Origin of the sequence: Agrobacterium sp. NPDC090283 (assembly GCF_044769685.1) — a bacterium.
In the GTDB taxonomy this organism is placed as follows: domain Bacteria; phylum Pseudomonadota; class Alphaproteobacteria; order Rhizobiales; family Rhizobiaceae; genus Agrobacterium.
Map to the genome: position 1 here is coordinate 479361 of NZ_JBIVYG010000001.1, position 24771 is coordinate 504131.

Below are 24771 nucleotides of genomic sequence, written 5' to 3' on the forward strand. Positions count from 1 at the left end.
GCTTGGTATGATCAGACTGATTGGATATTTTTTCGGCTTGGCCAGCGTGCTCTTCCTGTGCGCCGCCGTCGTCGCTGCGATTTATTTGCACGGCGTGACGAAGGACCTGCCGGACTATGCAGTTCTGAGCACCTACGAGCCGCCGGTAACGACCCGCGTACATGCCGGCAACGGTGCGCTGATGGCGGAATATGCCCATGAAAAGCGCCTGTTCCTGCCCATCCAGGCCATTCCCGACCGGGTGAAGGCCGCATTCCTTTCGGCGGAAGACAAGAATTTCTACAATCATCCGGGCGTCGATGTCTTCGGTCTCGGTCGCGCCATTCTCGTCAATATCCAGAACCTCGGCTCCGGCCGCCGTCCGGTCGGTGCCTCGACCATCACCCAGCAGGTGGCGAAGAACTTCCTGCTGACGAACGACCAGACCATCGACCGCAAGCTCAAGGAAGCCATCCTCTCCTTCCGTATCGAGCAGACCTATTCCAAGGACAAGATTCTCGAGCTTTACCTCAACGAGATCTTTTTCGGCCTGAATTCCTACGGCATCGCCGGCGCGGCGCTTACCTATTTCAACAAGTCGGTGACGGAACTGACCATCGCCGAGACCGCTTATCTCGCATCGCTGCCGAAGGGGCCGGCCAATTACCATCCGATCCGTCGCGAAAAGGCGGCTCTTGAGCGTCGCGACTGGGTGATCGACCGTATGGCCGAGAACGGCTACATCACTGTCGCAGATGCCACCGACGCTAAAAAGCAGCCGCTTGGCGTCAATCTGCGCCGCGGCGGCGCGCATATTTTCGCATCCGATTATTTCGCCGAGGAAGTCCGCCGCCAGATCGTCGAGAAATATGGCGAGGAAGCGCTTCTCGAAGGCGGCCTTTCGGTCCGTACGTCTTTCGATCCGCAGATCCAGATGGAAGCACGTAAAGCGCTTCAGGACGGGCTTGTCCAATATGACGAGCGTCGCGGTTTCCGTGGACCCATCGAAAAGATCGAGACCGCAGGCGACTGGACGGCCGCGCTCGCCAAGGTCAAGGGCCTGCGCGACGTTCCGGAATGGAAAGTGGCGGTCGTACTCGCCGTTGCTGCCGATGGTGTCGATATCGGCGTGCAGCCCGATACGGAAACGGAAGATGGCGACAAGCGCACGCGCGGCCATATCTCCGCTGAAAACATGCGCTGGGCCTATCGGGATGCGACTGGCAAAAAGGCGACCGCCAAGTCGCCGGTCGGCGTGCTCTCGGCCGGAGACGTCATTTACGCGCAGCCGCTCGCCAATTCCGGCAATGAATACCGCCTGCGTCAGCCGCCGAAAGTACAGGGCGGCATGGTGGTGATGGACCCGCATACCGGCCGCGTTCTGGCCATGGTCGGCGGCTTCTCCTATGCGCAGTCGGAGTTCAACCGCTCGACGCAGGCCATGCGCCAGCCGGGCTCCTCCTTCAAGCCGTTCATCTATGCGGCGGCGCTCGACAATGGCTATACGCCGGCATCGGTCATTCTCGATGCGCCGATCGAGGTCGTGTCCGGCAATCAGGTCTGGAAGCCGCAGAATTACGGCGGCGGTTCCGCAGGCCCTTCGACCCTGCGTCTCGGCATCGAAAAATCCCGTAACCTCATGACCGTGCGTCTGGCGCAGGACATGGGCATGAACCTGGTGGCGGAATATGCCGAACGCTTCGGCATCTACGACAAGATGCCGCCGCTTCTGTCCATGTCGCTCGGTTCGGGTGAAACGACCGTGATGCGCATGGTTTCGGCCTATTCGGTCATCGCCAATGGCGGCAAGCAGATCAAGCCGACGCTGATCGACCGCATTCAGGACCGCTACGGCAAGACGATCTTCCGCCATGAAGAGCGCGCCTGCGAAGGCTGCAATGCGACGAGCTGGCAGAACCAGGACGAGCCTGTCGTCGTCGACAATCGCGAGCAGGTTCTCGACCCGATGACCGCCTATCAGACGACCTCGATGCTGGAAGGCGTCGTGCAGCGCGGCACGGCGGCGGGCAAGATCAAGGTCGATCTGCCGGTTGCCGGCAAGACGGGCACCACCAATGATGAAAAGGACGCCTGGTTCGTCGGTTATACGCCGGACATGGTCGCCGGTCTCTATATCGGTTTCGATTCGCCGGCACCGCTCGGTCGCGGCGGCACCGGTGGCTCGCTGTCGGCGCCGATCTTCGGTGAATTCATCGCCGACGCGGCCAAGCACATGGAGCCGAGCAAGTTCATCGTGCCTGCCGGCATGAACTTCGTCGCCGTCAACCGCAAGACGGGCATGGCGGCAGCTGAAGGCGAACCGGACACGATCATGGAAGCCTTCAAGCCCGGCACGGGTCCGGCTTCCACCTTCTCGGTGATCGGTGCGGAAGGCTACATGTCGCAGGAAGATATCCTGAAGACCTCGCCGCAGGCACAGCAGGCCATCACCGGCGGTGGCGGCGGTCTTTATTGACATCGGTCATGACGTTTGGCGGGGGCGCGGGTCTTTACATCCGCGCCCCCCGCATTTATTTGAGCAACAAGTTTCAACGAAGGTGAAAAACCAGCGAAATGCGCAATGAAATCGTGAACGTAGTCGATGAAATCAAGCAGGCCATAAGCCTGCTGAGGAGGCATCTTTGACTGGGACCAGGCGATAAGACGACTGGACTGGTTGAACAACAAGGCAGAGGATCCGACCCTCTGGAACGATGCCACTGAAGCCCAGAAGCTGATGCGCGAACGCCAGCAGCTGGATGACAGCATCAACGGCGTCAAGGCGCTGGAGCAGCAGCTCAAGGACAATATCGAGCTGATCGAACTCGGCGAGATGGAAGGCGACGACGAAATCGTCAAGGACGCCGAAGACGCGCTGAAGGCGCTGAGAAGCGAAGCGAATCGCCGCCAGGTGGAAGCGATGCTTTCCGGCGAGGCCGACAGCAACGACACCTATGTGGAAGTGCATTCCGGCGCAGGCGGCACCGAAAGCCAGGATTGGGCGAACATGCTGCTGCGCATGTACACCCGCTGGGCTGAGCGTCAGGGCTTCAAGGTCGAAGTTCTCGAAATCCACGATGGCGACGAGGCGGGCATCAAGTCGGCCACGATCCTGGTCAAGGGCCACAACGCCTTCGGCTGGATGAAGACGGAATCGGGCGTTCACCGCCTCGTTCGTATCTCGCCCTATGACAGCAATGCCCGGCGTCACACTTCGTTTTCTTCCATCTGGGTCTATCCGGTGGTCGATGATTCGATCCAGATCGACATCAATGAAAGCGATTGCCGTATCGACACCTATCGTTCGTCCGGTGCGGGCGGCCAGCACGTTAACACCACGGACTCGGCCGTGCGTATCACGCATATTCCGACCGGCATCGCCGTCGCCTGCCAGCAGGAGCGCTCCCAGCACAAGAACCGCGCCAAGGCGTGGGACATGCTGCGCGCCCGTCTCTATGAGGTGGAACTGCAGAAGCGGGAAGAGGCGGCCAATGCGCAGGCTGCATCCAAGACCGATATCGGCTGGGGCCACCAGATCCGTTCCTACGTTCTGCAGCCTTACCAGCTGGTGAAGGACCTGCGCACCGGCGTGGAAAGCACCGCACCCGGCAACGTGCTAGATGGCGATCTGAACGAATTCATGGAAGCCGCTCTTGCCCACCGCATCAGCGGCGGCGCTGACGTGGAAGTCTCGGATATCGATTAAGACGCCCCGACGCGTCGATCGGAAATTTGCCCCTCGCAAACCGATTGCGAGGGGTTTTTCGTTGGAGGACAAGCATGAAACAGGCGCTCTATATCGTTGACGTCCAGCCGAGCTTCAATCCGCCGGCTTCACTGGTGGCGGAGATATCCGCGCTTGCCAGAACCATGCCCAGCATCGCCACCGTCGAGCGCCATGATGAAAACGTAACCCCCTTCGAGCGGCAACTGGGCTGGAAACCGGGCAGGGATGATGTATCGCTCGTGCCGGCAGACCGCATATTCATCAAACACGGTTATGCGCCACCCCGGGAGGTTATCGACCATCTCCTGTCCCTGAAACTCGACCGGGTACTGGTCTGCGGCATTCAGGCCGATACCTGCGTGCTGGCGGCCGGTTTTGCCCTGTTCGATGCGGGGCTGCATCCCACGCTTCTGCCGTGGCTGACGGTGGGCTCCAGTCTCGACCGCAGCGGTGAACTCGGTGCGAGATTATGGAAGCATCATTTCGGAGCGGTGCTCGCCGGGCCGCATGAGCTGAACGATTAGAGTATTCCAGCACACCGGTTAGGGGCATCGAGAAACTGCTTTGGATCAGGCGACGAATGCACCCGATACTTTGTACTGGCATTTTCCTCTTCCGTCATGCCGGCCTTGAGCCGGTATCCAGTCGACGCGTGTGGGTGCGGCGAGAAGAGTCCCTTCAGCCCAAGGACTTGGGCTGGCTAAATTCCGGCTCAGGGCCGGAATGACGGAAGAGAGTGAGCCCACAATACCGGGTTAGTTCGAGGCTTTTTCGACCTTCATCTCACCGAGCTCGTCGATCAGGATCGTCCAGCTTTCCGCTTCCTTGGCCATCGGGTCCGTTTTCAGATAGACGGTGACGAACAGGCCGGGCGAGGTAGGCGCGCCATTCGAGCTTTCCGGACGGATATCCGTGACATAGGACTTCATCTGGCTGAATTCTTCCAGCTCGATATTTTCGAGGAGGCTAGGGCCATCGGCGGTAAAGACGATGCGCTGCAGGTAGATTTTTGCCGTGCCGTCGCCCTGGCGGATTGCAATGACCTTGTAATAACCCCGTGTGGGCGAGGCAGGCGGTGGCCGCAATTGTCCGTCAGGACCTTTTACCGGCTCGAGGTTCCGATCTTCCCACATGCCGCTGCTGACGACGAATATGGCGGAAACAGGCAGCGTGTCGATTGCCTGCGTCTGCGCCCGCGCGGGCAAGACGGTCGTGGCAAGAAGCAGAGCAGCGAGGAGCGATTTTTTGGCGTACATGGCAGTCGTGGTGGTTGGTTTAATTGTTGAACTGTTCGGCCAGAACCCGGTCCGACCATGAACGATCCGGGTCCGAGAGAATTCTCGCCGTCCTGTCCTGCGATTGTGCGATCCGAACGTGACGAACGGATTTCACCTCGGTGTGGTCGGCCACCGCATTCACAGGGCGCTTGTCGCGTTCGAGAACATGAATATCGACCGTCACCTTATTCGGCAAAAGCGCACCGCGCCAGCGTCGCGGACGGAAAGCGCTGACCGGGGTGAGCGCGAGAAGCGGTGATTCCAGCGGCAGGATCGGCCCATGGGCGGAGAAATTGTAAGCCGTCGATCCGGCGGGGGTTGCCACCATCATGCCGTCGCAGATCAGTTCCTCCAGCCGCACTTTGCCGTCCACCTCCACACGAAGCTTGGCGGCCTGATGCGACTGGCGAAACAGGCTGACCTCGTTCATTGCAAGCGCGGTAAATTCGTCGCCGTCGGAATCCGTCGTCGTCATGCGCAGGGGATGGAAATCATTGCCACTCGCCACCGCGATGCGCTGGGTGAGGCCTTCCACCCGGTAGTCATTCATCAGAAACCCGACAGAGCCCCGGTTCATGCCATAGACCCGCTTGCCGGAATTCATCGTTTCGTTGAGAATCTGCAGCATGAAACCGTCGCCGCCAAGTGCAACGATGACATCGGCCTCTTCGAACGGCGTATCATCATAAACGGCTTTCAGCTCTTTCAACGCCGTCTGCGCCTCCTCGGATGGGGAGGCGACGAAGGACAGTGAATAGGTAGAATGCGACATCCGCTTCCCTCGACAACGGCACAGACCGGAACCGGTCCGCGCAGGACGCTGTAACCCGTTGAAGCGGCTCGAAATCTTTAAACCTCAACCAAGAGGTGGACGACAAGCCGCCAGACGCACCCTTGGTACATGAAGACGGCGGCAGGCGACAAGGCCTTTCGAACCGCCAGCCGTTCCATTGCGAAGGGTCTTGCCGTTCCGGTCCACAGCTTCTTGATTTGCGCCCGCCGACAAGGGTTGCGATGCGCGACGGCCTGATGCAGTTTGCCATGGCAGTCGGAATGACGAGTGGCAGGAGACGGATGTGGCGCTGAACTACGATATCTACGATGTCTTTACCGAGACGAGAATGGCGGGAAATCCGCTGGCGGTCATGTATGATGCCGATGATCTTCCGCAGGACACGATGCAGGCGATTGCGCGGGAAATGAACCTTTCCGAGACGGTATTCGTCAACCGATCCACCAACCCCGCGCATGCGGCTTCGCTGCGCATCTTCACACCCTCGGGCGAATTGCCCTTTGCCGGCCACCCGACCGTCGGAGCGGCAGTCGCCATTGCCGAGCGCAATCGCAGCGAGGGTGATGACGATATCGACATGGTCTGTGTGCTGGAAGAGAAGGTGGGGCCGGTGCGCTGCGCGGTGAAGATGCGCGCCGGCGCCGTCAGCTTCGCCGAATTCGACCTGCCGCGCAAATCCTCCCGCGTTGAACTGCCGCTCGATCACGCCGCCCTTGCCGATGCACTTGGCGTCAGTGAGGGACATTTGGGCTTCGAGAATCATGTGCCATCGATCTGGACGGCCGGCGTGCCTTTCCTGCTGGTGCCAATGCACAATATCGCTGCCGTGCGCGATATGGATTTCGACGCCAACCTGTGGCTGCGCACCGCGCCGCTGGTCGAAGGCCTGCTGGCGGCTGCCTATATCTACTGTCGCGGCGGCGTCAATCATACGGCGAAGTTCCATGCTCGCATGTTCTCCCCGGAGATGGGGATTGCGGAAGACCCAGCCACCGGCTCGGCCGCCGCCGCTCTCTCTGGCGCCATCCACCATTTCGACGGGCTGACGGACGGCCACCATCCGCTCCTGATAGAGCAGGGCGTGGAGATGGAAAGACCATCCCACATCCACCTACGCATGGATATCAAGGACAACGAAATCGCCCGCGCCCGCATCGGCGGCCACGCGGTGCGGGTTGCATCGGGTACGTTCGAACTTTGATTTCGGGGCGCTGAAGGAAAATTTTGACTGGTGGTTTATAGGATTCTCGATGTGTCCGAGGAACTATCTATGGCAAATAGTGTCTATTCTTATCGACGCGATTGTCGTGGACTTCCTCAGGCAGATCCCTGTTTTCTCCTGTATGCTATAGTGCAAATTCCAACCCATCGATATTTCGGGGTATTTGCGCTCAGTTGGCCAACCGTAAATTGGGGTTCTTACCTCAAGCGTACCCAAGCATTCCGAGGAAAATTTCCGGTAGTTAATATGTCGAACTATTGTTTGTATCTCTCTTTCACGATGGCCATAAAAGTCTTTAAGAGTTTGTTCTATCTTACCTCTGTCACACTTATTGATAGCTTCTCGAGCCTCGTCAAATCTGGCGCAAGAAGTGAGCTGGAAAGGAAGTGTTGCTATTATGGCAATATTTTTTAAATTCATAAGTATTTTCTAATTAAAGGCGATAAATCGTATAATAATGTGCCAAAAAATAATAAGTAAAATAGCACCGTAATTCAATATAAATTAAATTTTTATCGAAGCTTCTGCGTCGAGATTCGCCAAGTGCGATTTTTATTTGAAAACACTAGTTCTGTGTGGCTTGAGCCCGAAAATAAAGTGTGCTGCGGATAGTCGCCACGAGCCTTATCTGCATACGCTGGAATTTCCAAGTTTGGTGGAGCTTTTCAAACAAAAAACGAAACCCCGGCCAGAGCCGGGGTTTGATAGTTAAGCTCGGCGTGAAGGGTCAATTAAACCGGCCCGCCGCATGGGCAAGCATCGTATAGACCTTGCCGGTATCGGAGGTGAGATAAGACTGTGTCACGGTCCGGTCGCGATCCGTGCGGGCCACATCGGCGAGCAGCTTCTCGAAATCGGTGATGTAACGGTCGACGGCGGTGCGGAATTCCGCTTCCCGCTCATATTTGCGCTTGATCTCGTCAAAGGTCGTCTGACCCTTCAGCGTATAGAGGCGGCGGGTGAAGACGTCGCGCTCGCCGCGCTGGTAGCGGCGCCAAAGCTCCACGGAGGCATCGTGGTCGATGGCGCGGGCGATGTCGACCGAGAGCGAGTTCAGCGATTCCACCATGTGCCGCGGATTGCGGGTGTCGGCCGCACGGGTCGGCTGCTGTTCGGCGCCGGCGCGCGGGGCGGAAGCGGCAGAGGCTTCCTGCCCGTCACGCGAAGCGCCGCGCAGAAGATCGCTGATCCAGCCGCCACCTTCTTCGCGGCGTCCTGTCGGGGCAACCGGCTGGGCCGGGGCAGGTGCCTGACGGTTCTCGACCTGGCGGTTCTCAAGCGGCAGGGTGCCGCGCAATGCAGCCGGTGCGGGAGCCGGCTGCGGCTGCGCCGGGCGCTGCTGCTGAACCGGAGCTGCCGGCTGCGGACGCGTCTCGACACGGCGATCGGCTGCCGGCTGGGTTGCGGCAATGGCGCGGGCAACCGGTTCGGAGACTTCCATCTGGTGGGCCGAACGACCGACGAGCTGGGAAATATCCTGCAGGGCCTTGATCTGTTCGGAAACGGCGCGACGCATGGCGGCCGCACTTTCCTTGGCTTCTTCCGGCAGGTCGAAGGCGCCACGTTTCAGTTCGGCACGGGTCGCATCCAGCTCGCGGCGGATATCGTGGCTGGAACGGCGGATTTCGTCCGTCGCACCGGCGAAGCGGCTGACGGCCTCCTCGACGGCCTGACGCAGCGTTTCCTTGAGGTTGGCTGCGGCAGCGTTGGATTTTTCGGAAGCACTGCCGAGAAGATTGTCGACCTCCGAAAGCGAGGATTCGACGCCGCCGCGCAGGCGGTTGACGAGCTCGTCGGAATATTTCTGCGCGTCGGAGAGCGTGCTTTCGATCGAGCGGCTGGCATCCTGACCAGCGGAGAGCAGGGCGCCCCGCATGGTCTGAGCCGCCGAGCGGGCGCGCTGTTCGGTCTCATCAAGCGAGCGGCCGATATCGGAGAAGGACGCCTGAAGATTGTCACGCAGATTGCCGGCGACGTTCTGCGAACGTTCCTCGGCCTCGTTGAGCGTGGTTTCCACCACGCCGATGACGTTGCGCATGGCGCTTTCGATTTCCTCGGACCGCTTGACGAGGCCGACGGACAGGCTGCGCAGCGCGTCCTGACGCTCTTCCAGGGTGCCGACGAGGCTCGACTGGGCGGCATTCAGCAGTTCCGACGCCTGGCTCAGCACCTTCGAATGTTCCTCGAAGCGTCCGACGATACCGGCGACCTGCGCCAGCGTCTGGCCGGAAATATTCGACAGGCGGTCGATCTTTCCTTCGAGCAGACGGCTGGAGCTGGACACCATGTCGGCGGCCTGCGAGGCGGATTCGGAGAAGCGGGTCGCCGAGGCGTTCAATGCCTCGTCTGCTGCGCCGAAGCCCTGTGCTGCGCGCTCGACGGCGGAGTTGAAGTTGCTTGCCGACTGTTCGACGACTTCCGCCATGCTGTTATGGGTCTGCGACAGCATGTCGGCGCTCTGCCGGGTGGCGGCGACCAGCTTGTTGGCCGCGTCGCTGCCGGCGCGGGCATATTTGTCGATGCCCTGTTCGACGGCGTCCGCCATGGCCGTATGCGTCTCGGACAGCATGTCGGTGCTCTGGCGGGTGGCGGCGACGAGCTTGCTTGCCGCATCCGTTCCGGCAGCGGCGTAGTCGCTGATCGCCTGTTCCACCATGCCGACCATGCCGCTGTTGCTTTGCGACAGGAGCTCGGCGCTCTGCTGGGCGGCGGAGACGATCTTTTCGGCAGCTTCGCGGCCGATGGTGGCATATTCGTCGACGACAGGCTTGGCTTTTTCCTCGATCAGGCGCGACAGTTCGGCGGAACGGCTGGCCAGCATCGAGTTGAGTTCGCGGGTGCGGTTGTCCAGCGCCGAGCGAATGGATTCGCCGCGTGCGTCGAGGGCGGATTCGACACCCGTGAGCGTCTCGGAAATGACGCCGACCTGGGAGCGGACGACGGCTTCAGCCTCGGCCACCTTGTTGACGATGATGTTGCCCGCCTCGGAGAAGGTCTGAGCCACGGCCGCCGCCTGGCCCGAGAGACGGGTCTGCGCATCCGAAATGCGATTGACGATCTCGCCGGAGCGTTCCTCGATGGCCTTGGTGAAGGCCTCGTTCTGCGCCTGCACCTGTTCGGCGAATTCCGAACCGGACTTGGCGAGAAGGGAGGTGGAGCGGACGGCTTCTTCGCCAATGCTCTGGGTGGCGGAGGTGACCGCGCCGCGCAGGCTGACGGCGAGATCGCTCGCCTTGCCTTCAATGGTGCGGTTGACGTTTTCAAGACCGATCGTCAGCGCCCGGTCCATGGTGCCGAGGCGTTCATCGATGCGGGCCGTGCCGGCATCGAAGGTCTCTGCCAGACGGCTGGTACGGTTTTCGAACGTGTCCGCGACGCGCGTGGTCTGCTCGTCCAGAATGCCGGTGATGCGCTCGGCTGCCTCGTCGCTGGTGCGGGCGAACACAGCCGTCTTGTCTTCCAGCGCTTCGGCAAAGCGGCGGCCGGCATCTTCGATTGAGGTGTTCACATTGGCGAGGTCGCCACCGACGCGTGCCTGCAGCGTATCGAGCGAGGTCTCGATACGGGCACCGGTCTCATCGAGACGGGTGGTGACATTGCCGATGGAGGTCTCGATTTTCGAGGACAGGGCATCCGTCGCACCGCCGATTTCGCGGGCAGCCTCGCCGATCTTGACGGCGATGTCGCCGGCGCTGTTGCGCAAACGCTCTTCCAGCGTCTGTGCGCTGCCGTCGATCGCCTTCTGCAGTGTTTCCTGCTGGGTTTCGAGCGACAGTTCGAGCATGCTGGCGCTGGACGCGACCGTGGTGCCGATCATCATCGCCTGTTCGGAGAGCATGTCGCCCATCTGGGTCGTGGCGGAGCTGAGCGTTGCGGCAAGGTCGGCCTGGCGCTGATCGAGCGCGGTGCGGATATCCTCATGCGATTGCGACAGATTGCTTTCGAGGCGGGACACACCTTCTTCCACCGTCTGGGAAAAACGGGTGCTGCCGTCTTCAACGACGCTTTCGATGCGGTTGGCCGCGCCCGACACGCTCTGCTCGATCAGGCCGCTATTGCGCTCCAGAGAGCCGGCAATGCGCTCGGCCTGCGAACCGAGCATGGTTTCGAGCCGCTCGTGGCCGCTGGCCAGTGCGTTTTCAAGCGTGAATGCGGTCGCTTCGAGACGCTGGCCGACGCCGGCGGCTGCGAGCGAAAGCGACGATGCTCTGGCATCCATGGCCTCGGCAATGCGTTCCTCGACGCCCGAAATCGCCATGTCGAGCGCCATGGTGCGGCTGTCGAGCGCGTCCGCGATGCGCTCCTCTGCGCCGGAAACAATGCCCGAGAGGGCCGCGGTACGGCTGTCAAGCGCCCCGGCAATGCGGTCCTCGACGCCGGAAACGGCGTTGTGCAGGGCCGTGGTGCGACCATCGAGAATATCGGCGATCTTTTCCTCGACACCGGAGAAGCTCATGTCGAGCGCCATGGTGCGGCTGTCGAGCACATCGGTGATGCGCTCTTCCGCACCGGAAACGACGGTCTTCAGCGATTCGGTTCGGCTGTCGAGGGCGCCGGCGATACGGGTCTCGGCGCCGGCCACCAGTTCGCCAAGGGCTGCGGTGCGCGTGTCGAGCGCTTCGGCGATTTTTTCCTCTGCACCGGAAAATGTCATGTCGAGCGCCATGGTGCGGCTGTCGAGCGCATCGGCGATGCGTTCTTCGGCACCGGAGACCACGGCGTTGAGGGCTGCGGTGCGGCCATCAAGCGTTTCCGCGATCCGGGTCTCAGCGCCGGCGACAACGTCGCCGAAGGTTGCCGTGCGGCTGTCGAGTGCGCCGGCGATCTTTTCTTCGGCGCTCGCCACGATGCCGGTGAGGGCAGAGGTGCGGTTGTCGAGCGTCTCGGACAGTCTTTCCTCGACATTGGCGAAGGTCATATCGAGCGACAGGGTACGGCTGTCCATCGTGTCGGCGATACGTTCCTCAACGCCGGAAATAGCGCTGGAGAGCGCGGCCGTGCGGCCATCCAGGGTTTCGGCGATACGGCTTTCCGCACCGGAGACGACGTCATGCAGGGCGGCCGTGCGGCTTTCCAGCGTATCGGAAATGCGGTCCTCGATGCCGGAAACCGCGCCGGTGATGGCTGCCGCCCGGGTTTCGAGCGTTTCGGCAAGACGACGCTCGACATCGGCGACGACGTTGTTGATCGCGGCGGCACGTTCGTCGAGCATCGCGGCAAGCCGTTCGGCCGTGCCGGAGACGGAGCCGGTAATCGCCATCGAACGGCTGGCGAGCGCCTCGTCGAAACGGTTCTGGCTGGCCGAAAGCGCGCCGAACAGGGCATTGCTGCGTTCCGCCAGCACGGCATCGATCTTTTCGTGCGAATTGGCGAAGGCATCGGTGATTTCGGCGGTACGCTGGCCGATCGCGTCGCTGAAGGCCTGTGTCCGGCTTTCAAGCGCACTTTCCAGCATTTCCTGACCCGTGCCCAGCGCGGTTGCGAGCGCCAGCGACTGATCGGTCATGGTGGTGCCGATGCGCTCCAGACCGGCGCTCAGCATGGTGTCGAGCGCTTCGGAGCCGCCGGCAACGGTTTCGTTGATGCGGGCGAGGCTTTCCATCAGCTTGCTGTCGAGGCTGCCGGCGCGCTGGTCGAAGGCGCTGGCAAACTGCGCCACATGCTCGTCGAAGGCCGAGTTGACCTGGCCGACCGTCGCCTGCATGCGCTCTTCATAGAGGCCGGAGCGAAGATCGAGATCCATGATCGCATCGTCGGCCGTGCTCTGCAGGCTCTGGCGGAAGGAGAGGCCCTTTTCTTCGAGCGTCGTGGACAGCTTGTCGAGAACCGTATCCAGCGAACCGCCGATGACCTGCTGGCCGCGTTCGATATTGCGGTTGAGTTCGAGCGTGCGCGTGGACAGCGTCTCGTTGAGCTGTCGGGTGCGTTCCTCAAGAGCGCTGTTAAGGCTTTCCACGCCGCTATCAAGCGTCGAGGCATGGATCGCGAAACGCTCCAGCAGCACTTCACCGCGCTCGTCCAGCGTCGAGGTGAGGTTGTGCAGGCGCATGTCGAATTCGTTTGATATCGTCGAGCCGGAGGAGTTCAGCGCCTGCAACAGATTTTCGGTCTTGGCGGCGATTAGGCTGCCCATCGCTTCGGTCGAAGCGCGCGATTTTTCGAGCAGCGCGGCCGAGCGCGTGTCGATCATCGAGGCGAAAGCCTCGCCGGTCGTGGCGATCCGCATCGAAAGCTCTTCGCCGACGATGGAAAGCTCTTCCTTGATCTGTTCCTGCGCGCCGACGATGGAGGAGCGGATACGCTCCGCATGGTTGACGATGGCGTCGCGCTCGGCGGTCAGTTCCTGCACGAGGCTGCGCACGCGCAGTTCATTGTCGGCATAGCTGCGCTCAAGCGCGTTGACCTCGGAATGAACCAGCGTTTCGAGTTCCGTCGCGCGGGCAATGGTGCGCTCGATGCCATCATTCATGGCCGAGACTTCACGGCGAACCGCCTGGCCGACCGACATGATGCGGTCGGATGCGACGGTTTCGGGCTCCGCAAGGCGAAGGGCGACTTCGGCCATGGAGCGGGCGGCATTCCGCAGATCGCGGGCGCGCGCCATCATGATCGCGAAGGCGAAGAACAGCATGACGGGAACGAGGATGCCGACGACGATCGCCATCAGGCCGGGGATCGCGGTTAGGTCGGCCAGCGAGGCGATGTTCCACAGCGCGTTGCCATAAAGAAGGTGTGCGATGCCAAGACCACCAAGCGCCCAGATGACCGACATGATCGTGGCGTTGCGAAGCGCACCGCCGATGGAACCGCCTTCCAGCGATTTCAGGATCATCGCCGGGCTGCGCTTGGAGCCGTCATTGGCCGCTTCGAGATTGGGCGATCTGGGCGTCTGTTCTGCAGGCGCGCGGGCGGCCTCGGGAGCAGGGGTCTGTCGGCTTGCTTCCTTCAATCTGGCCTCCGGCTGCTTCGGCGCTGCAGTTTTCCGCGTCTCCGGCTTTTCTTCGAAAGCGCCAAGCTGCAGGGCGTCTTCCAACGCCTGAAATGCAGTCTCGTCGACAGAGTCGCTGATCTTGTTATTCGCCATGCGGTTACGCCTCGTTACACATACGCCCGGCTTCATGCCGTTGACCACTTGCTATCCGCAAGCGGACTGCCGCCATCATGCCAGCGAAACATTATCCCGTTAAAGGAAACAATTCCGCCATTTACCAAATCCCGAATTGCTGGTGGTCCAGCTTTCGGGCGAAATTACATCACTGTGCCGCAATAACAAAGCTTGAGCTTAAGCCCTGCGGGAACGGCAGTACCGTAGTGACACATTTAGGTGTTCGAAACAATTAATGCGGATTTGCGGCGGTGGCGAAGTGTCGGCTTTTTAACAGTTTTTAAACCTGAGTTTCACGCTGAACGCCTTGTTTCGCATAAGTTTAACATAAATTAACCATAGCAGAAGATTTTCGCCCGCGTCAGGCCGTAATTTAAGCCGATAGCACGGGTTTGGATGAGTGAATACGACACAGATGTGACACGAAACAGGAAACGGCGAGACAGGAATTTCAGCCATGGCAGCGGTCAGTATTGTTTTCGAAGCTCCCGATAATTGCGGCAGTGCACCTGCCACCGGTAAAAAACCGATCGATTTCGATCATCTCGCCCGGCAGACCATGGGCGACAAGGATCTGGAGATCGAAGTGCTGCAACTCTTCAGCCGTAACGCCCGCGCCGCATTGCATGAAATGGCTGGCGCCGACGGCAAGGCCGTCATGGCAACGGCCCACCGTCTGAAGGGGGCCGCGCAGGCCGTCGGCGCCTCCGCCGTTTCCGCGGCTGCGGCCGTGGTGGAGGGCAAGGGCAATGACAGCGCGGCGATCGCAAAACTCGCGGCAACCATTGTCGAGGCCGAAAATTTCATCCTCAAGCTCTGCCGCTGAGGCGTAACACATCAAATCTGCCATTTTGAAAGGCCGGTTGCGCCTGTGCGCCCTTGAAGCGGGTTGCCAAGGCGGACCGGCCTTTCTATGTGTTTAGAACAGTTCTTAGATCACATTTTGGATTTCCGGCATGACAAAACTGACCATCGTTGCCTTTGACGGCACGCCCCATGAACTCGACGTGAGCAACGGCTCCACCGTCATGGAAAATGCAGTGCGCAACTCCATTCCCGGCATCGATGCGGAATGTGGCGGCGCCTGCGCCTGTGCGACCTGTCATGTCTATGTCGACGATGCCTGGGCCGAGCGCGTCGGCGGTCCGCAGCCGATGGAAGAGGACATGCTGGACTTCGCCTTCGACGTTCGCCCGACATCGCGTCTTTCCTGTCAGATCAAGATGAACGACGAGCTTGACGGCCTCGTCGTTCATGTTCCCGAACGCCAGGGCTGAAGACACCAGCTTTATCGCTCGCAGAAAAAGCCCCGCTCACCTGATAGCGGGGAGCGGGGCGAGGCGGGTACGCAGCATGCAGGCGAGGGAGGAAACACCTGCGAGCCCTCAAGCGCGCACCGGGAGAACCGGAGACGGTTGCAACCGTCGGACCCGCCGTGGGCCGCAACCATTTCAAACCGTATGAACAAGCTACAATGAGTCTTGCCGGCCGCACCATGACGAGAATTCACGGGTGATATCGGACATGACGTTACGTCATGTCCGTGTTGTTGCTCGGGATTTTGGAAACTACGGCCGAAGATCTTCAGCGGCGGTTCTGACCCTGCTCGAGCCGGTTCTTTAAAAGCCGTGTCATGCGGGCATCGAAATTTTTCGATTCCACCACATCGAAGCGCATCTGATCGCGATCGTGCTCGTCCATCACCGTCTGGGTGATCTTGCCGACCATTTCCTGTAGCGTCTCGCAGTTTTTCTGGGGGCGAAGCGACGTCAGCTGTCTTTCAAGCGCGCGGGCGTGGGTGCGGGCGATTTCGGCGTGGCGTTCCTCGTGGCGCTTGATATCGGCAAGCAGCGTATCCCAGATGAAGGCCAGCTCCGCCGTGGTGCGGCGGCGGTTTTTCCATTGCGGCAGGAGGATGCGGGTATTCAGCACCACTTTGGCCGTTCCGACGCTGCAAAGGCCGTCTTTCTCGACATAGGTGAGCTCGCCGCCGAATTTGATTTCGGTCGCACCCGGATGGCGCGCGCCGGTATTGCGCGTCAGCGGACCGTGCCTGGAGAGCTGCTGGTCGAGGTCGGCGGCGGTTTTGCCGGTGATCGAAAAATAGGAATAGGTCTTGCGGACGATGGTTTCGGAAAACGCCGGTCCGGGTAGGGAAAGTGCCACTGCAGCCGCTAAAGCGGCGCAAAGAGCACGTGATGATTTTGTCATGACCCGGCCTTCCGGTTGAACTTGAAAAAGGTTTGCTGCATAGGCGGAGCGGAACTTATAAGAATTGGCATAACACTCCGTTATTCCTGAAAGGCGCGTGTTACGTGATAACAGTCGGCAGCAACGCGTGGCAAGCGGCCCATGGCCGCTCCCTGAAACTTGATGGGCGTGGCCGTATTATGGCCATCGTTAATGCGACGCCCGATTCCTTTTCCGATGGCGGCCGTTATCTCGCCGTCGATGCGGCTTTTTCCCATGCGTTGACCTGTGTGGAGGAGGGCGCCGATATCATCGATATAGGCGGTGAATCCACCCGGCCCGGCGCCGCCGCGGTGACGGAAGCCGAGGAACAGGACCGTGTGTTGCCCGTCATCGAGAAATTGCGCCGCGAGACGGATGTGCTGATTTCTGTCGACACCTATCGCGCCTCGACGGCACGGTTGGCGATCAGCGCCGGCGCCCATATCGTCAATGACGTCTTCGGACTGCAGAAAGACGCGGAGATGGCCGGTGTGGTGGCCGCCGCCCGCGCCGGCGTGTGCATCATGCATACCGGCCGCGACCGGCAGAAACTTGCCGATGTCATCGCGGATCAGTTCGAATTCCTCAATCGCTCACTTGAGATAGCCGAGGATGCGGGTATCGCCCGCGACGCCGTGGTACTCGATCCCGGTTTCGGTTTTGCCAAGGATGAAAGCGAAAATGTCGCGCTGATGGCGCGTTTCGGTGAGCTTGCCGCTTTTGGCCTGCCGGTTCTTGCCGGCACGTCGCGCAAGCGTTTCATCGGGTCGCTGACGGGCCGGGATGCGGCCCATGAACGCGATATCGGAACGGCTGCGACCACCGCGATCCTGAGGCTTGCGGGCGCTTCGATCTTTCGCGTGCACAATGTCGCGGCAACCCGCGATGCGCTGGCAATCGCCGATGCGGTCCTTGCCAAAGCGTCGGCAAAGGCCGATGCGTAGTTTAACGAGTGCCGGAATGCCGTGTCCCGAAGATGGCGCGGCTTTCAGGCGAAACAGTCCTGCCATGGAGGCGATGCGATGAGCCGCTATACCATTATCCTGAAAAACTGTTCTTTTTTCGCCCGTCATGGCCTTCTCGAGCAGGAGGAGGTGCTGGGTCAGCGCTTTTTCGTCGATGCCGAGATGGAAGTCGAGGCGGGTGATGCACTGGAAACCGACGATATCGAAAACACCGTCGATTATGGCGTGGCCTTCGCCGTCATCGAGAAAATCGTCGTCGGCCAGCGTCGTTATCTCATCGAGGCGCTGGCGAACGACATCGCCAAGGCGCTTCGCGCCCGTTATCCGCAGATCGTCTGGTTGCGGATCACCGTGCGCAAACCCTCGGCACCGGTTCCGGGCATTCTCGATTATGCGCAGGTGAGTGTTGAACACCGTGCCTGAAAAGATGACCATCGCCGCATTGGGGCTCGGCGGCAATATCGGCGATCCCGCCGTTGCGATGGCAAGGGCGCTGCGCGAACTCGACGCGCATGGTGATTGCCGCCTGCTGGCCGTTTCCGGCCTTTACCGCACGCCGCCCTGGGGCAAGACGGATCAGGCGGATTTCTTCAATTGCTGCGCTTTGGTCGAGACCTCGCTTTCAGCGTCCGCGCTGCTGCAATTATGCCTCGACATCGAAAAGGGCATGAAGCGGGTGCGCAAGGAGCGCTGGGGCCCGCGCACCATCGATATCGATGTGCTGACCTATGGGAATGAGTCTCTCGTTACGGAAAGCATCGAAGTGCCGCATCCGCGCATGACGGAGCGCGCTTTTGTGCTGATGCCGCTTGCCGATATCGCGCCCGACCTTGAGGTAAAAGGCAAGCCCGTGCGGGAATGGCTTCAGCAGGCCGACAAGACCGGCATTGTCAGCGCAAACGAAAAACGGGAGTGGTGGACACTCCCGCTTGGCGATGGCTGAGAAGAATATGGCTTTTACGGCTTGATCGAACCGACGGCGAGCTGGTCGATATCGCGCGCCAGCGTCACGCCGATGACCGGGATCATCTGGTCAGCGACCTTGACGGAAATGGTGATGTTCATCGAATTGTCGTTCGAGACGCGGGCGACCATCGCACCGTTGAGCTTGGCGCGATTGATCCCGACAACAACCTTGTCGCCACTGACCTGGCCGGAGGTGATGTCCAGCCCCTTGCCTTCGGCGCCGTCGAGGAACTTGCCCTCGTAGCTGTTGCCCTTCTGGCTGATGATGGCCGACATGGGCTGGCTGAAGACGCCGACGCGGCAGGTGCCGCCGAGCTTGATGCCGGTCTGCTTGTCGTCGAGCGGTTCGCCCGTCAGATCGCAGGTGAATTTGGTGCCCTTGTATTTGCCGGCGACGATTTCGCCCGGACCTTTCCAGACACCGGCCACGGAGCGGAAGAACACGTCGTCGCGATCGCGCGATGCGGCATGGACGTCAGACATGCCGAAGCCACCGCTGACGGACAATATGGCGGCAAGCCCGCCCACAAGCGAAAAGAAGCGCGAATACATGATACTTTCCCCGGCGAAGATGCCTGTTCGATAGGCTGCAATCTACCGGCGGAATGGTTAATGCTTGGTTTATTTCGCTCTCAATTGCGGTGTCGTCCGTAACCTTTTGAACCGGGAATGCCCGCCCGATCAGGCTTTCTCACCGCTTTTTCCCCCGCTTAAATCGGGTGTGAGGTCGGACATGAAATCGCCGATGCCCGGCCGCTTCACCGCCCTGAACGGCAGCGGGCGGCACAGATCCATCGCCGCAATGCCGATTCGCGCTGTCATCAGGCCGTTGATGACGCCTTCGCCGAGTCGTGCGGAGAGTTTCGAGGCAAGACCGTGACCGAGGACTTGCTGGGCGAGCCCGTCACCGACGGCAATCGATCCCGTGACGGCCAGATGGGCGACGACGTCGCGCAGCAGTTTCAGCATGCCGAGCGTGCCGGGGCGGCCGCCGTAAAGCTCCGCCATGGCGCGCACCAGCCGCGTCACTTCAAACAGCACATAAGCGAGATCGACTACCGCGCGCGGGCTGACGGCGGTGACGACGGAGACGCGTTTGGACGAATTGAGAATGAGGGCGCGAGCCTGCCTGTCGAGCGGAACGAGCAACTCGCGTTCGGCAAGCTCGATCAGATGTTGGCCGTCGATCACGTCACTTTCCGTTTCCTTCAACGCCGCGCGGCCCTTGGCCGTTTCGGCCCGGTGGGAAAGGACGGCATTCAGGCGGGTGACGATGGCGCGTGCGGGTTTCGGGCTCTTGTCGAGGCTCGCCGTCTCGGCATCGGCCTTGAGCGATTGCACGGCGTTGAGCCGCATGATGCCGAAGACTTCGCGGCCAACAAGGGCGAGAACCGCGAAAAGCGCCACGATAAGCGCGATTGTCGCCGTATAACCCAGCCAGTCGGACCGGGAGAAGAGATCGCGGATAAGCTGATCCGCCCATAGCCCGAAGGCGAGCGAGAACAGGACGCCAAGCGCCCCGAGCGCGAGTTTGCCGAAGGAGAAGCGGCTTTTCTTCGGCGTTGCCACCGGCAGTGCGGCGGCATCGATCTCCTCGGGCGCCAGAAACGGATCGTCCTCGTCCGGCGTCAGTGAAATCTCGGCGTCGAAGCTGCGCGGCGCGCGTTTGCGTGTGGCAGACGGCCGTGCCGTGTCCTCCGTTTCGAGTGTGAAAGCGGCCGGGCGGCGCGCCTGCGGATCGTTTTGTGTGGGGAGCTTCATGCGAGCTTGTCTCCGAACAGGAACTGCATGGCGCGGTCGAGCCTGATATGGGGAACGGAAAGCCTGATGCCGCCGCTGCCCGGCTCGTCAATATTGGGCGGGCGGAAGCGCACGACATTGACATCGGGCAATGATGCCTTGTCGCCATCCCTGTCGATGCTGCGGAAAAGCGGCTCGGGATCATCAGGCAGATCGCCGGGAAAAATCGCCGTCTTGCGATTGCCGTCAAAGGTCTCGCCATTGATGGTTTCACCGGCCATGGGCGTACCGACGATGACGGGCAGTTCGTGTCCGTCCTGCCGCACGCTCGCTTCTTTGGTGGCGCGCACCGAAGCGAGCGCCATGACCTCGATGCCGGCCCCGTTCATGCCGATGGTGGTGATGGCGCGGTCGACCAGACGGCGGGTCAGTCGTTCCAGCCGGTCATGGCTCTCGTGATGTAGATGGTCGGCCTTGGTGGCGGCGATCAGCACCTTGTCGATGCGCCGGCCGATCAGCGACGACAGGAGGCTGTTGGTGCCGGGGCGGAAACAGGCGAGAACATCGCCCAGCGCCCGCTCCAGATCCTGTACGGCTTCCGGGCCGCGATTGACCGCCTGCAGCGTGTCGATCAGCACGATCTGCCGGTCGAGGCGGGCGAAATGCTCGCGGAAGAAGGGTTTGACCACGATCGACTTATAGGCGTCATAGCGCCGTTCCATCATGGCGCGCAGCGAGCCTTTCGGCGCTTTCTCGTCGGTCAGGCCCGGAAGCGGTGCGAAGGTCAGCGCCGGCGATCCTTCCAGATCGCCGGGCATCAGGAAACGACCGGGCGGCAGGGTGGAAAGCGATCTCTCGTCGGATTTGCAGGCCTTCAGATAGGCTGCGAAACTTTCGGCCAGCCGTCGGGCCGTCATCTCGTCGGCGGGTGCGTTGATATCGAGCGAAGAGGCGATCGCCAGCCATTCCTGCGCCAGTTCGGCGCGGATGCCGGTTTCCGCCAGTGCGACCGTCGCGTCGCTGAACTGTTTGTAATCCTGCGACAGAAGCGGCAGGTCGAGCAGCCATTCGCCGGGATAGTCGACGATATCGATGGAAAGCTTGCCGGCCGAAAACCACCGGCCCCAGCCGCTGGCGCTCTGATAATCCAGTGTGATCCTCAGCTCCGAGATCGCCCGCGTCGAATCCGGCCACAGCCTGTCGCGCACCAGCGCCTGGATATGGTCTTCATACTGGAAGCGCGGAATGGCGTCATCCGGCTGCGGCTCCAACCGCACATTCGAGACGCGCCCGGACCGCATCGCCTCGAACAGCGGCAGCCGTCCGCCGTTCAGAAGATTGTGGACGAGGGAAGAGATGAAAACCGTCTTGCCCGCCCGCGAAAGGCCGGTGACGCCAAGCCGCAATGTCGGGTGGGTGAGGTTGCTCGCGCGGTCGGCCAGATTGTCGAATGCGATCAGCGCACTGTCTGTCAGGGACGTTAGGGAAGGCGGCAAGGGCGATTTCCTGGCTGTGTTTCACGGTCACGGCTGCAATATAGGAAGATATGGCTGCCCAAAAAAGAAGCGCCCCAGCGGATTTTCAGCCGGGCTGCCCTTCAGGATTTTTATGGCACTCCGCAGCGACTATTTGCCCGGTGCGAGAAAATCGACCAGCCGCCAGCTATTTTTACCGTTTGCGGCGCTGTCATCATGGTCGAGAACCGCAAGGCCCGATGTCGGAAAGCCCGAGGGCAGGGCGGCATGCAGCAGATCCTCGCCGATCATCGCTTCCAGCGTTGCCTCCATGGTGGGGTTGTGGCCCACCAGCATCACCGACTGCACATCCGCCTGCGCGGCGATGAGCGACAGATAGGTTTCGCTGCGCGCATTATACATCTCGTCGATGTAGGCGATATCGATGCCTTCGTTGAAAGCCCGCTGCCAGGCTTGCGTGGTCTGCCGGCAGCGCGCGGCGGTGGATGACAGCAGCAGATCGGGGCGGTAATGCCGGTCGGCGGCAAGATCGGCGATGACCTCCGCCTCGGCAAAGCCGGCTTCGTTCAATCCCCGGTCGAAATCCCGTTCTCCCGGCGCCGCCCAGGCGGCCTTGGCGTGGCGCAGAAGATAAACTCGGTTCGGGGAAGATGCTGTCAAGGGCGGGGACCGGCGTTCGAATGTCAGGGTACGCCATGAATGCTACAGGATAGGGTTGCAGGACCGCAAGTCCTCTTTCCTGTTGGTAAGTCGCGTTGAAGTGATTGAAGAAGAGTTCGCTTCAATACGAATAAAGGATAAAAATTAGTCATTTAGATGATTTTTGTGTCAGTTTTAAAAATGCCTGAAAACTGATCTGCAGACTTGAATCGGCCACTATCATTGGAGTATACACCGCCGCATTGAGATGTTCTTCGAGGAGAATCGCGTTGAGTGAGAAGATCGATCTTAGCAAATATGTGCTCTCGGAAGACGATGAGTTCATGAATGCCAGCCAGCGGGCTTACTTCCGCGCGAAGCTGGTCGCCTGGAAAAATGACATTCTGAGAGAAGCGCGCGAGACCCTCGGACATCTCGCCGAAGAAAGCGCCAACCACCCCGATCTCGCCGATCGGGCTTCTTCCGAAACGGACCGGGCGATCGAACTTCGCGCCCGCGACCGTCAGCGCAAGCTGATTTCCAAGATCGATGCGGCTCTTCAGCGGATCGAAGACGGCACTTACGGTTACTGTGAGGAAACGGGCGAGCCTATCGGCCTCAAGCGTCTGGACGCCCGCCCGATTGCAACGCTTTCCATCGAGGCGCAGGAGCGTCACGAGCGTCGAGAAAAAGTCTATCGCGACGAATAAAGCGCTGCGGCCAGCAGGCCGGCAAATGGCATGACAAATAAAAGGGCACGGAATTCGCTTCCGTGCCCTTTTCTGTTCCGTAATTTTGGTCGAAAGGCCCGCGCCCGTCAGCGGTCACGCGTGACGGAGAGCTCTCCGAAGATACGAGCCATTTCTTTCTGCATGTCTCCATCCGGTGAAGCGCCGGTGACGGGCGGAGAAACTGGCTGTGGCTTGATCTGCTTTTCCGCGACAGGAGCGATGGACGGTTCATTATCCGCCTCCTTGCTCTTGGCAATCTCCGCCTCGAGAAAACTCTCGAAATCGCTGGCAAGCTCATCGGAAAACTTCGGCTCGGCGTCGTTCGAAGGCACAGCCGGATTTTCGGGCTTGGGCGGAAAAGGTGCGGGCGGCGTAGTCTGCCCCGGTTTCAGGTCGGGTAGAACCCTTTCCCGCGCTGCGTCGAGAAAATCGGCGGCGCTGGACTGGTCGATCACCGGCTCGCGCGCGGCAAAAACCGGTGGCGCAAATTCCGCAGTCCGTTCTTCCGCCTTCGCCTGTGCGGGCGCCTGCACGGGGACTGGCGGTGCGACCGGAGCCGGAGCCGGCACGACGGGCTCGGCACGCCTGGGTTCCGTTCGGGCCGCGGCCATGTCGAGCGACGCAGCCGCCATAGGCAGAATGGCAGCGGCTGGAGCAACTGCAACAGGTATTGGCGGCGGCGTGGGTCGGGCTGCCTCCCGCTCGGGCGTGGCCTGTCTTGCCGGCGGCGCGGGTTCGCGCGCCGTTACAGATGCGGATACGGGTTGCGGCGGGGTCGAAGGGCGTGGCGGAACCTGCGCGGCGGCTGCCGCAACGGGTGCCGGACGCGGGGCCGGGGCGGGCGGCTCCGGCCGTTGCGGTTGCTTTGCGGGTTCTTCAGGCACGGAAACGGGAGATGCTGCCACAACGGGCTGCTGTTGCGGCAGGGCGGCGCGACGTTCCTGCTGGATCGTCGGCTCGGCTCTCTTCTGTTCGCTTTCCTGGCGCGGCAGCGCCTTCAATTCCGGCTCCTGCACGTCCCTGACGATCGGGATCGCGCCTATGCCGCTCTCGATGACGATATCCGTTGGGCCGCCGATCATGACCAGATGCTCGACATTGTCGCGGCGCACCAGCACCAGGCGGCGGCGCGCATCTACGGCCGTTGCATCGAGAACCTGCAGACGCGGCTGCCGGTTGCGCCCGCCCCGGATGAAAGGAGCCGAACCACTGCGCCGGCGCAGAAGCCACAGCGCAATCGCCAGAACCAAGAGGGCCACACCCACACCGACGACGGCGACGATGAGACGGTTTCCATAGGTGCCGATAAAATCTTCCATCATGGAGATCATCCCTTCAGATTTTTTTTGGCTTTTAGTTTCTTGGGCAATTAATATTGCCGTGGTTCTTATAATGTGAACATCAAGCAGGAAAAGACGATTTTTTTAGGCGCGACACAAGGTTTATTCATTTCGCCCCATAGGATCGCCGCCTCAACCGCAATGACGCCACCCAAGCGTCATATCTCGTCCTTCAATGCTGCGAGACAGCGAAAGTTGCATTTTTTGTCGAAGGAGCGGTCCTGAATGTCCCGGTCATTGCGCATTGACAGCTCCCTTGCACGCCGTTTGATAAGTGTTGTTTTGCTGCTGTTGCCGTTTTTCGCGTTTCCACAATGGAGCGCGCGTGCCGAAGACAAAGTGCCGGAAACCTCACCCACCATGACGGAGTTCGTGCGAGACAATCCTTTCTGCGTCGACTTCACCGACGGATGCTCGGTTTGCACCGTCACCGATGGCAAGATCATCTGTTCCGCGCCACGCATTCAATGCCAGGTGAAGGCATTGACCTGTACCAGACAGTAGTCTTTTAAGGCTTTTATACACCCTTCAGGCCGTTTTCGCTGTGCGTTTTTAAGCCTTTGTGTCCTGGCGGAGCTTT

The 24771-nt window shown here is 60.7% G+C and carries 20 protein-coding genes; 11 read left to right on the plus strand and 9 right to left on the minus strand.

Features of this window, described 5'->3' with window-relative positions; all coding sequences use genetic code 11:
- Nucleotides 1–7 precede the first annotated feature (7 nt).
- The 3 genes from ACIQUH_RS02415 to ACIQUH_RS02425 all read left to right on the plus strand — a co-directional run bounded on the left by ACIQUH_RS02415 (nt 8) and on the right by ACIQUH_RS02425 (nt 4230).
- Nucleotides 8–2455: a penicillin-binding protein 1A gene (locus ACIQUH_RS02415; protein WP_400812287.1), complete on the plus strand. Its 2448-nt coding sequence runs from the start codon at nt 8–10 to the stop codon at nt 2453–2455.
- Nucleotides 2456–2553: 98 nt separating this feature from the next.
- A protein-coding gene (gene prfB, locus ACIQUH_RS02420) for a peptide chain release factor 2 (protein ID WP_400812289.1) occupies nt 2554–3685 on the plus strand; the annotation gives its coding sequence in 2 pieces (ribosomal slippage) (nt 2554–2622 and nt 2624–3685; 1131 coding nt in all).
- Between the two features lie 74 nt (nt 3686–3759).
- The gene (locus ACIQUH_RS02425) at nt 3760–4230 is read left to right on the plus strand and encodes a cysteine hydrolase family protein (RefSeq protein ID WP_400812291.1); all 471 of its coding nucleotides are present in this window, start codon (nt 3760–3762) and stop codon (nt 4228–4230) included.
- Between the two features lie 231 nt (nt 4231–4461).
- Here ACIQUH_RS02425 and ACIQUH_RS02430 read toward each other — a convergent pair whose 3' ends face one another.
- Nucleotides 4462–4962 carry a hypothetical protein gene (locus tag ACIQUH_RS02430; RefSeq protein WP_400812292.1) on the minus strand — a complete coding sequence of 167 codons (501 nt, stop codon included), beginning with the start codon at nt 4960–4962 and terminating at the stop codon, nt 4462–4464.
- A gap of 19 nt (nt 4963–4981) precedes the next feature.
- Entirely contained in the window at nt 4982–5755 is a 774-nt protein-coding gene (locus ACIQUH_RS02435) for an NAD kinase (protein WP_400812293.1), read from the minus strand.
- Nucleotides 5756–6059: 304 nt separating this feature from the next.
- Between ACIQUH_RS02435 and ACIQUH_RS02440 the strand changes: the two genes are divergently transcribed.
- The gene (locus ACIQUH_RS02440; protein WP_400812295.1) at nt 6060–6977 is read left to right on the plus strand and encodes a PhzF family phenazine biosynthesis protein; all 918 of its coding nucleotides are present in this window, start codon (nt 6060–6062) and stop codon (nt 6975–6977) included.
- A 748-nt stretch (nt 6978–7725) separates the two neighbouring features.
- Here ACIQUH_RS02440 and ACIQUH_RS02445 read toward each other — a convergent pair.
- Nucleotides 7726–14082: a hypothetical protein gene (locus tag ACIQUH_RS02445; protein ID WP_400812296.1), complete on the minus strand. Its 6357-nt coding sequence runs from the start codon at nt 14080–14082 to the stop codon at nt 7726–7728.
- 478 nt (nt 14083–14560) lie between these two features.
- On the opposite strand from ACIQUH_RS02445, the gene ACIQUH_RS02450 reads away from it, so the two are divergent.
- Together ACIQUH_RS02450 and ACIQUH_RS02455 are read left to right on the plus strand one after the other, a co-directional pair.
- Nucleotides 14561–14929, plus strand: coding sequence for an Hpt domain-containing protein (locus ACIQUH_RS02450; protein ID WP_400812297.1), 369 nt, complete (start codon nt 14561–14563; stop codon nt 14927–14929).
- Nucleotides 14930–15059: 130 nt separating this feature from the next.
- Nucleotides 15060–15380 carry a 2Fe-2S iron-sulfur cluster-binding protein gene (locus tag ACIQUH_RS02455; protein ID WP_400812299.1) on the plus strand — a complete coding sequence of 107 codons (321 nt, stop codon included), beginning with the start codon at nt 15060–15062 and terminating at the stop codon, nt 15378–15380.
- 307 nt (nt 15381–15687) lie between these two features.
- On the opposite strand, the gene ACIQUH_RS02460 is transcribed toward ACIQUH_RS02455, so the two are convergent.
- Nucleotides 15688–16314 carry a DUF922 domain-containing Zn-dependent protease gene (locus ACIQUH_RS02460; protein WP_400812301.1) on the minus strand — a complete coding sequence of 209 codons (627 nt, stop codon included), beginning with the start codon at nt 16312–16314 and terminating at the stop codon, nt 15688–15690.
- A 179-nt stretch (nt 16315–16493) separates the two neighbouring features.
- Between ACIQUH_RS02460 and folP the strand changes: the two genes are divergently transcribed.
- The 3 genes from folP to folK all read left to right on the plus strand — a co-directional run bounded on the left by folP (nt 16494) and on the right by folK (nt 18243).
- Nucleotides 16494–17279, plus strand: coding sequence for a dihydropteroate synthase (folP, locus tag ACIQUH_RS02465; protein WP_400812302.1), 786 nt, complete (start codon nt 16494–16496; stop codon nt 17277–17279).
- A 78-nt stretch (nt 17280–17357) separates the two neighbouring features.
- Complete coding sequence (gene folB / locus ACIQUH_RS02470) at nt 17358–17723, plus strand: dihydroneopterin aldolase (RefSeq protein WP_003502532.1); 366 nt, start codon at nt 17358–17360, stop codon at nt 17721–17723.
- A 4-nt stretch (nt 17724–17727) separates the two neighbouring features.
- Nucleotides 17728–18243, plus strand: a complete 516-nt coding sequence (folK, locus tag ACIQUH_RS02475) for a 2-amino-4-hydroxy-6-hydroxymethyldihydropteridine diphosphokinase (RefSeq protein WP_400812504.1) — start codon at nt 17728–17730, stop codon at nt 18241–18243.
- 14 nt (nt 18244–18257) lie between these two features.
- On the opposite strand, the gene ACIQUH_RS02480 is transcribed toward folK, so the two are convergent.
- The 4 genes from ACIQUH_RS02480 to ACIQUH_RS02495 form a co-directional block, all read right to left on the minus strand.
- Nucleotides 18258–18818, minus strand: coding sequence for a hypothetical protein (locus ACIQUH_RS02480; protein WP_400812304.1), 561 nt, complete (start codon nt 18816–18818; stop codon nt 18258–18260).
- Between the two features lie 129 nt (nt 18819–18947).
- Nucleotides 18948–20027: a TIGR01620 family protein gene (locus ACIQUH_RS02485; RefSeq protein WP_400812305.1), complete on the minus strand. Its 1080-nt coding sequence runs from the start codon at nt 20025–20027 to the stop codon at nt 18948–18950.
- On the minus strand, nt 20024–21502 hold the full coding sequence (locus ACIQUH_RS02490; RefSeq protein WP_400812307.1) for a YcjX family protein: 1479 nt from the start codon (nt 21500–21502) through the stop codon (nt 20024–20026). The genes ACIQUH_RS02485 and ACIQUH_RS02490 overlap by 4 nt, the downstream gene beginning before the upstream one ends.
- 129 nt (nt 21503–21631) lie before the next feature.
- Nucleotides 21632–22108, minus strand: a complete 477-nt coding sequence (locus ACIQUH_RS02495; RefSeq protein ID WP_400812506.1) for a SixA phosphatase family protein — start codon at nt 22106–22108, stop codon at nt 21632–21634.
- Between the two features lie 302 nt (nt 22109–22410).
- Here ACIQUH_RS02495 and dksA point away from each other — a divergent pair, with 302 nt between their 5' ends.
- Complete coding sequence (dksA, locus tag ACIQUH_RS02500) at nt 22411–22830, plus strand: RNA polymerase-binding protein DksA (RefSeq protein ID WP_003496274.1); 420 nt, start codon at nt 22411–22413, stop codon at nt 22828–22830.
- 107 nt (nt 22831–22937) lie between these two features.
- Here the strand turns inward: dksA and ACIQUH_RS02505 are convergent, their stop codons facing one another.
- Nucleotides 22938–24182 carry a flagellar biosynthetic protein FliO gene (locus ACIQUH_RS02505; protein ID WP_400812309.1) on the minus strand — a complete coding sequence of 415 codons (1245 nt, stop codon included), beginning with the start codon at nt 24180–24182 and terminating at the stop codon, nt 22938–22940.
- A 234-nt stretch (nt 24183–24416) separates the two neighbouring features.
- Here ACIQUH_RS02505 and ACIQUH_RS02510 point away from each other — a divergent pair, with 234 nt between their 5' ends.
- Nucleotides 24417–24695, plus strand: a complete 279-nt coding sequence (locus tag ACIQUH_RS02510; protein ID WP_400812311.1) for a hypothetical protein — start codon at nt 24417–24419, stop codon at nt 24693–24695.
- Nucleotides 24696–24771: the final 76 nt, after the last annotated feature.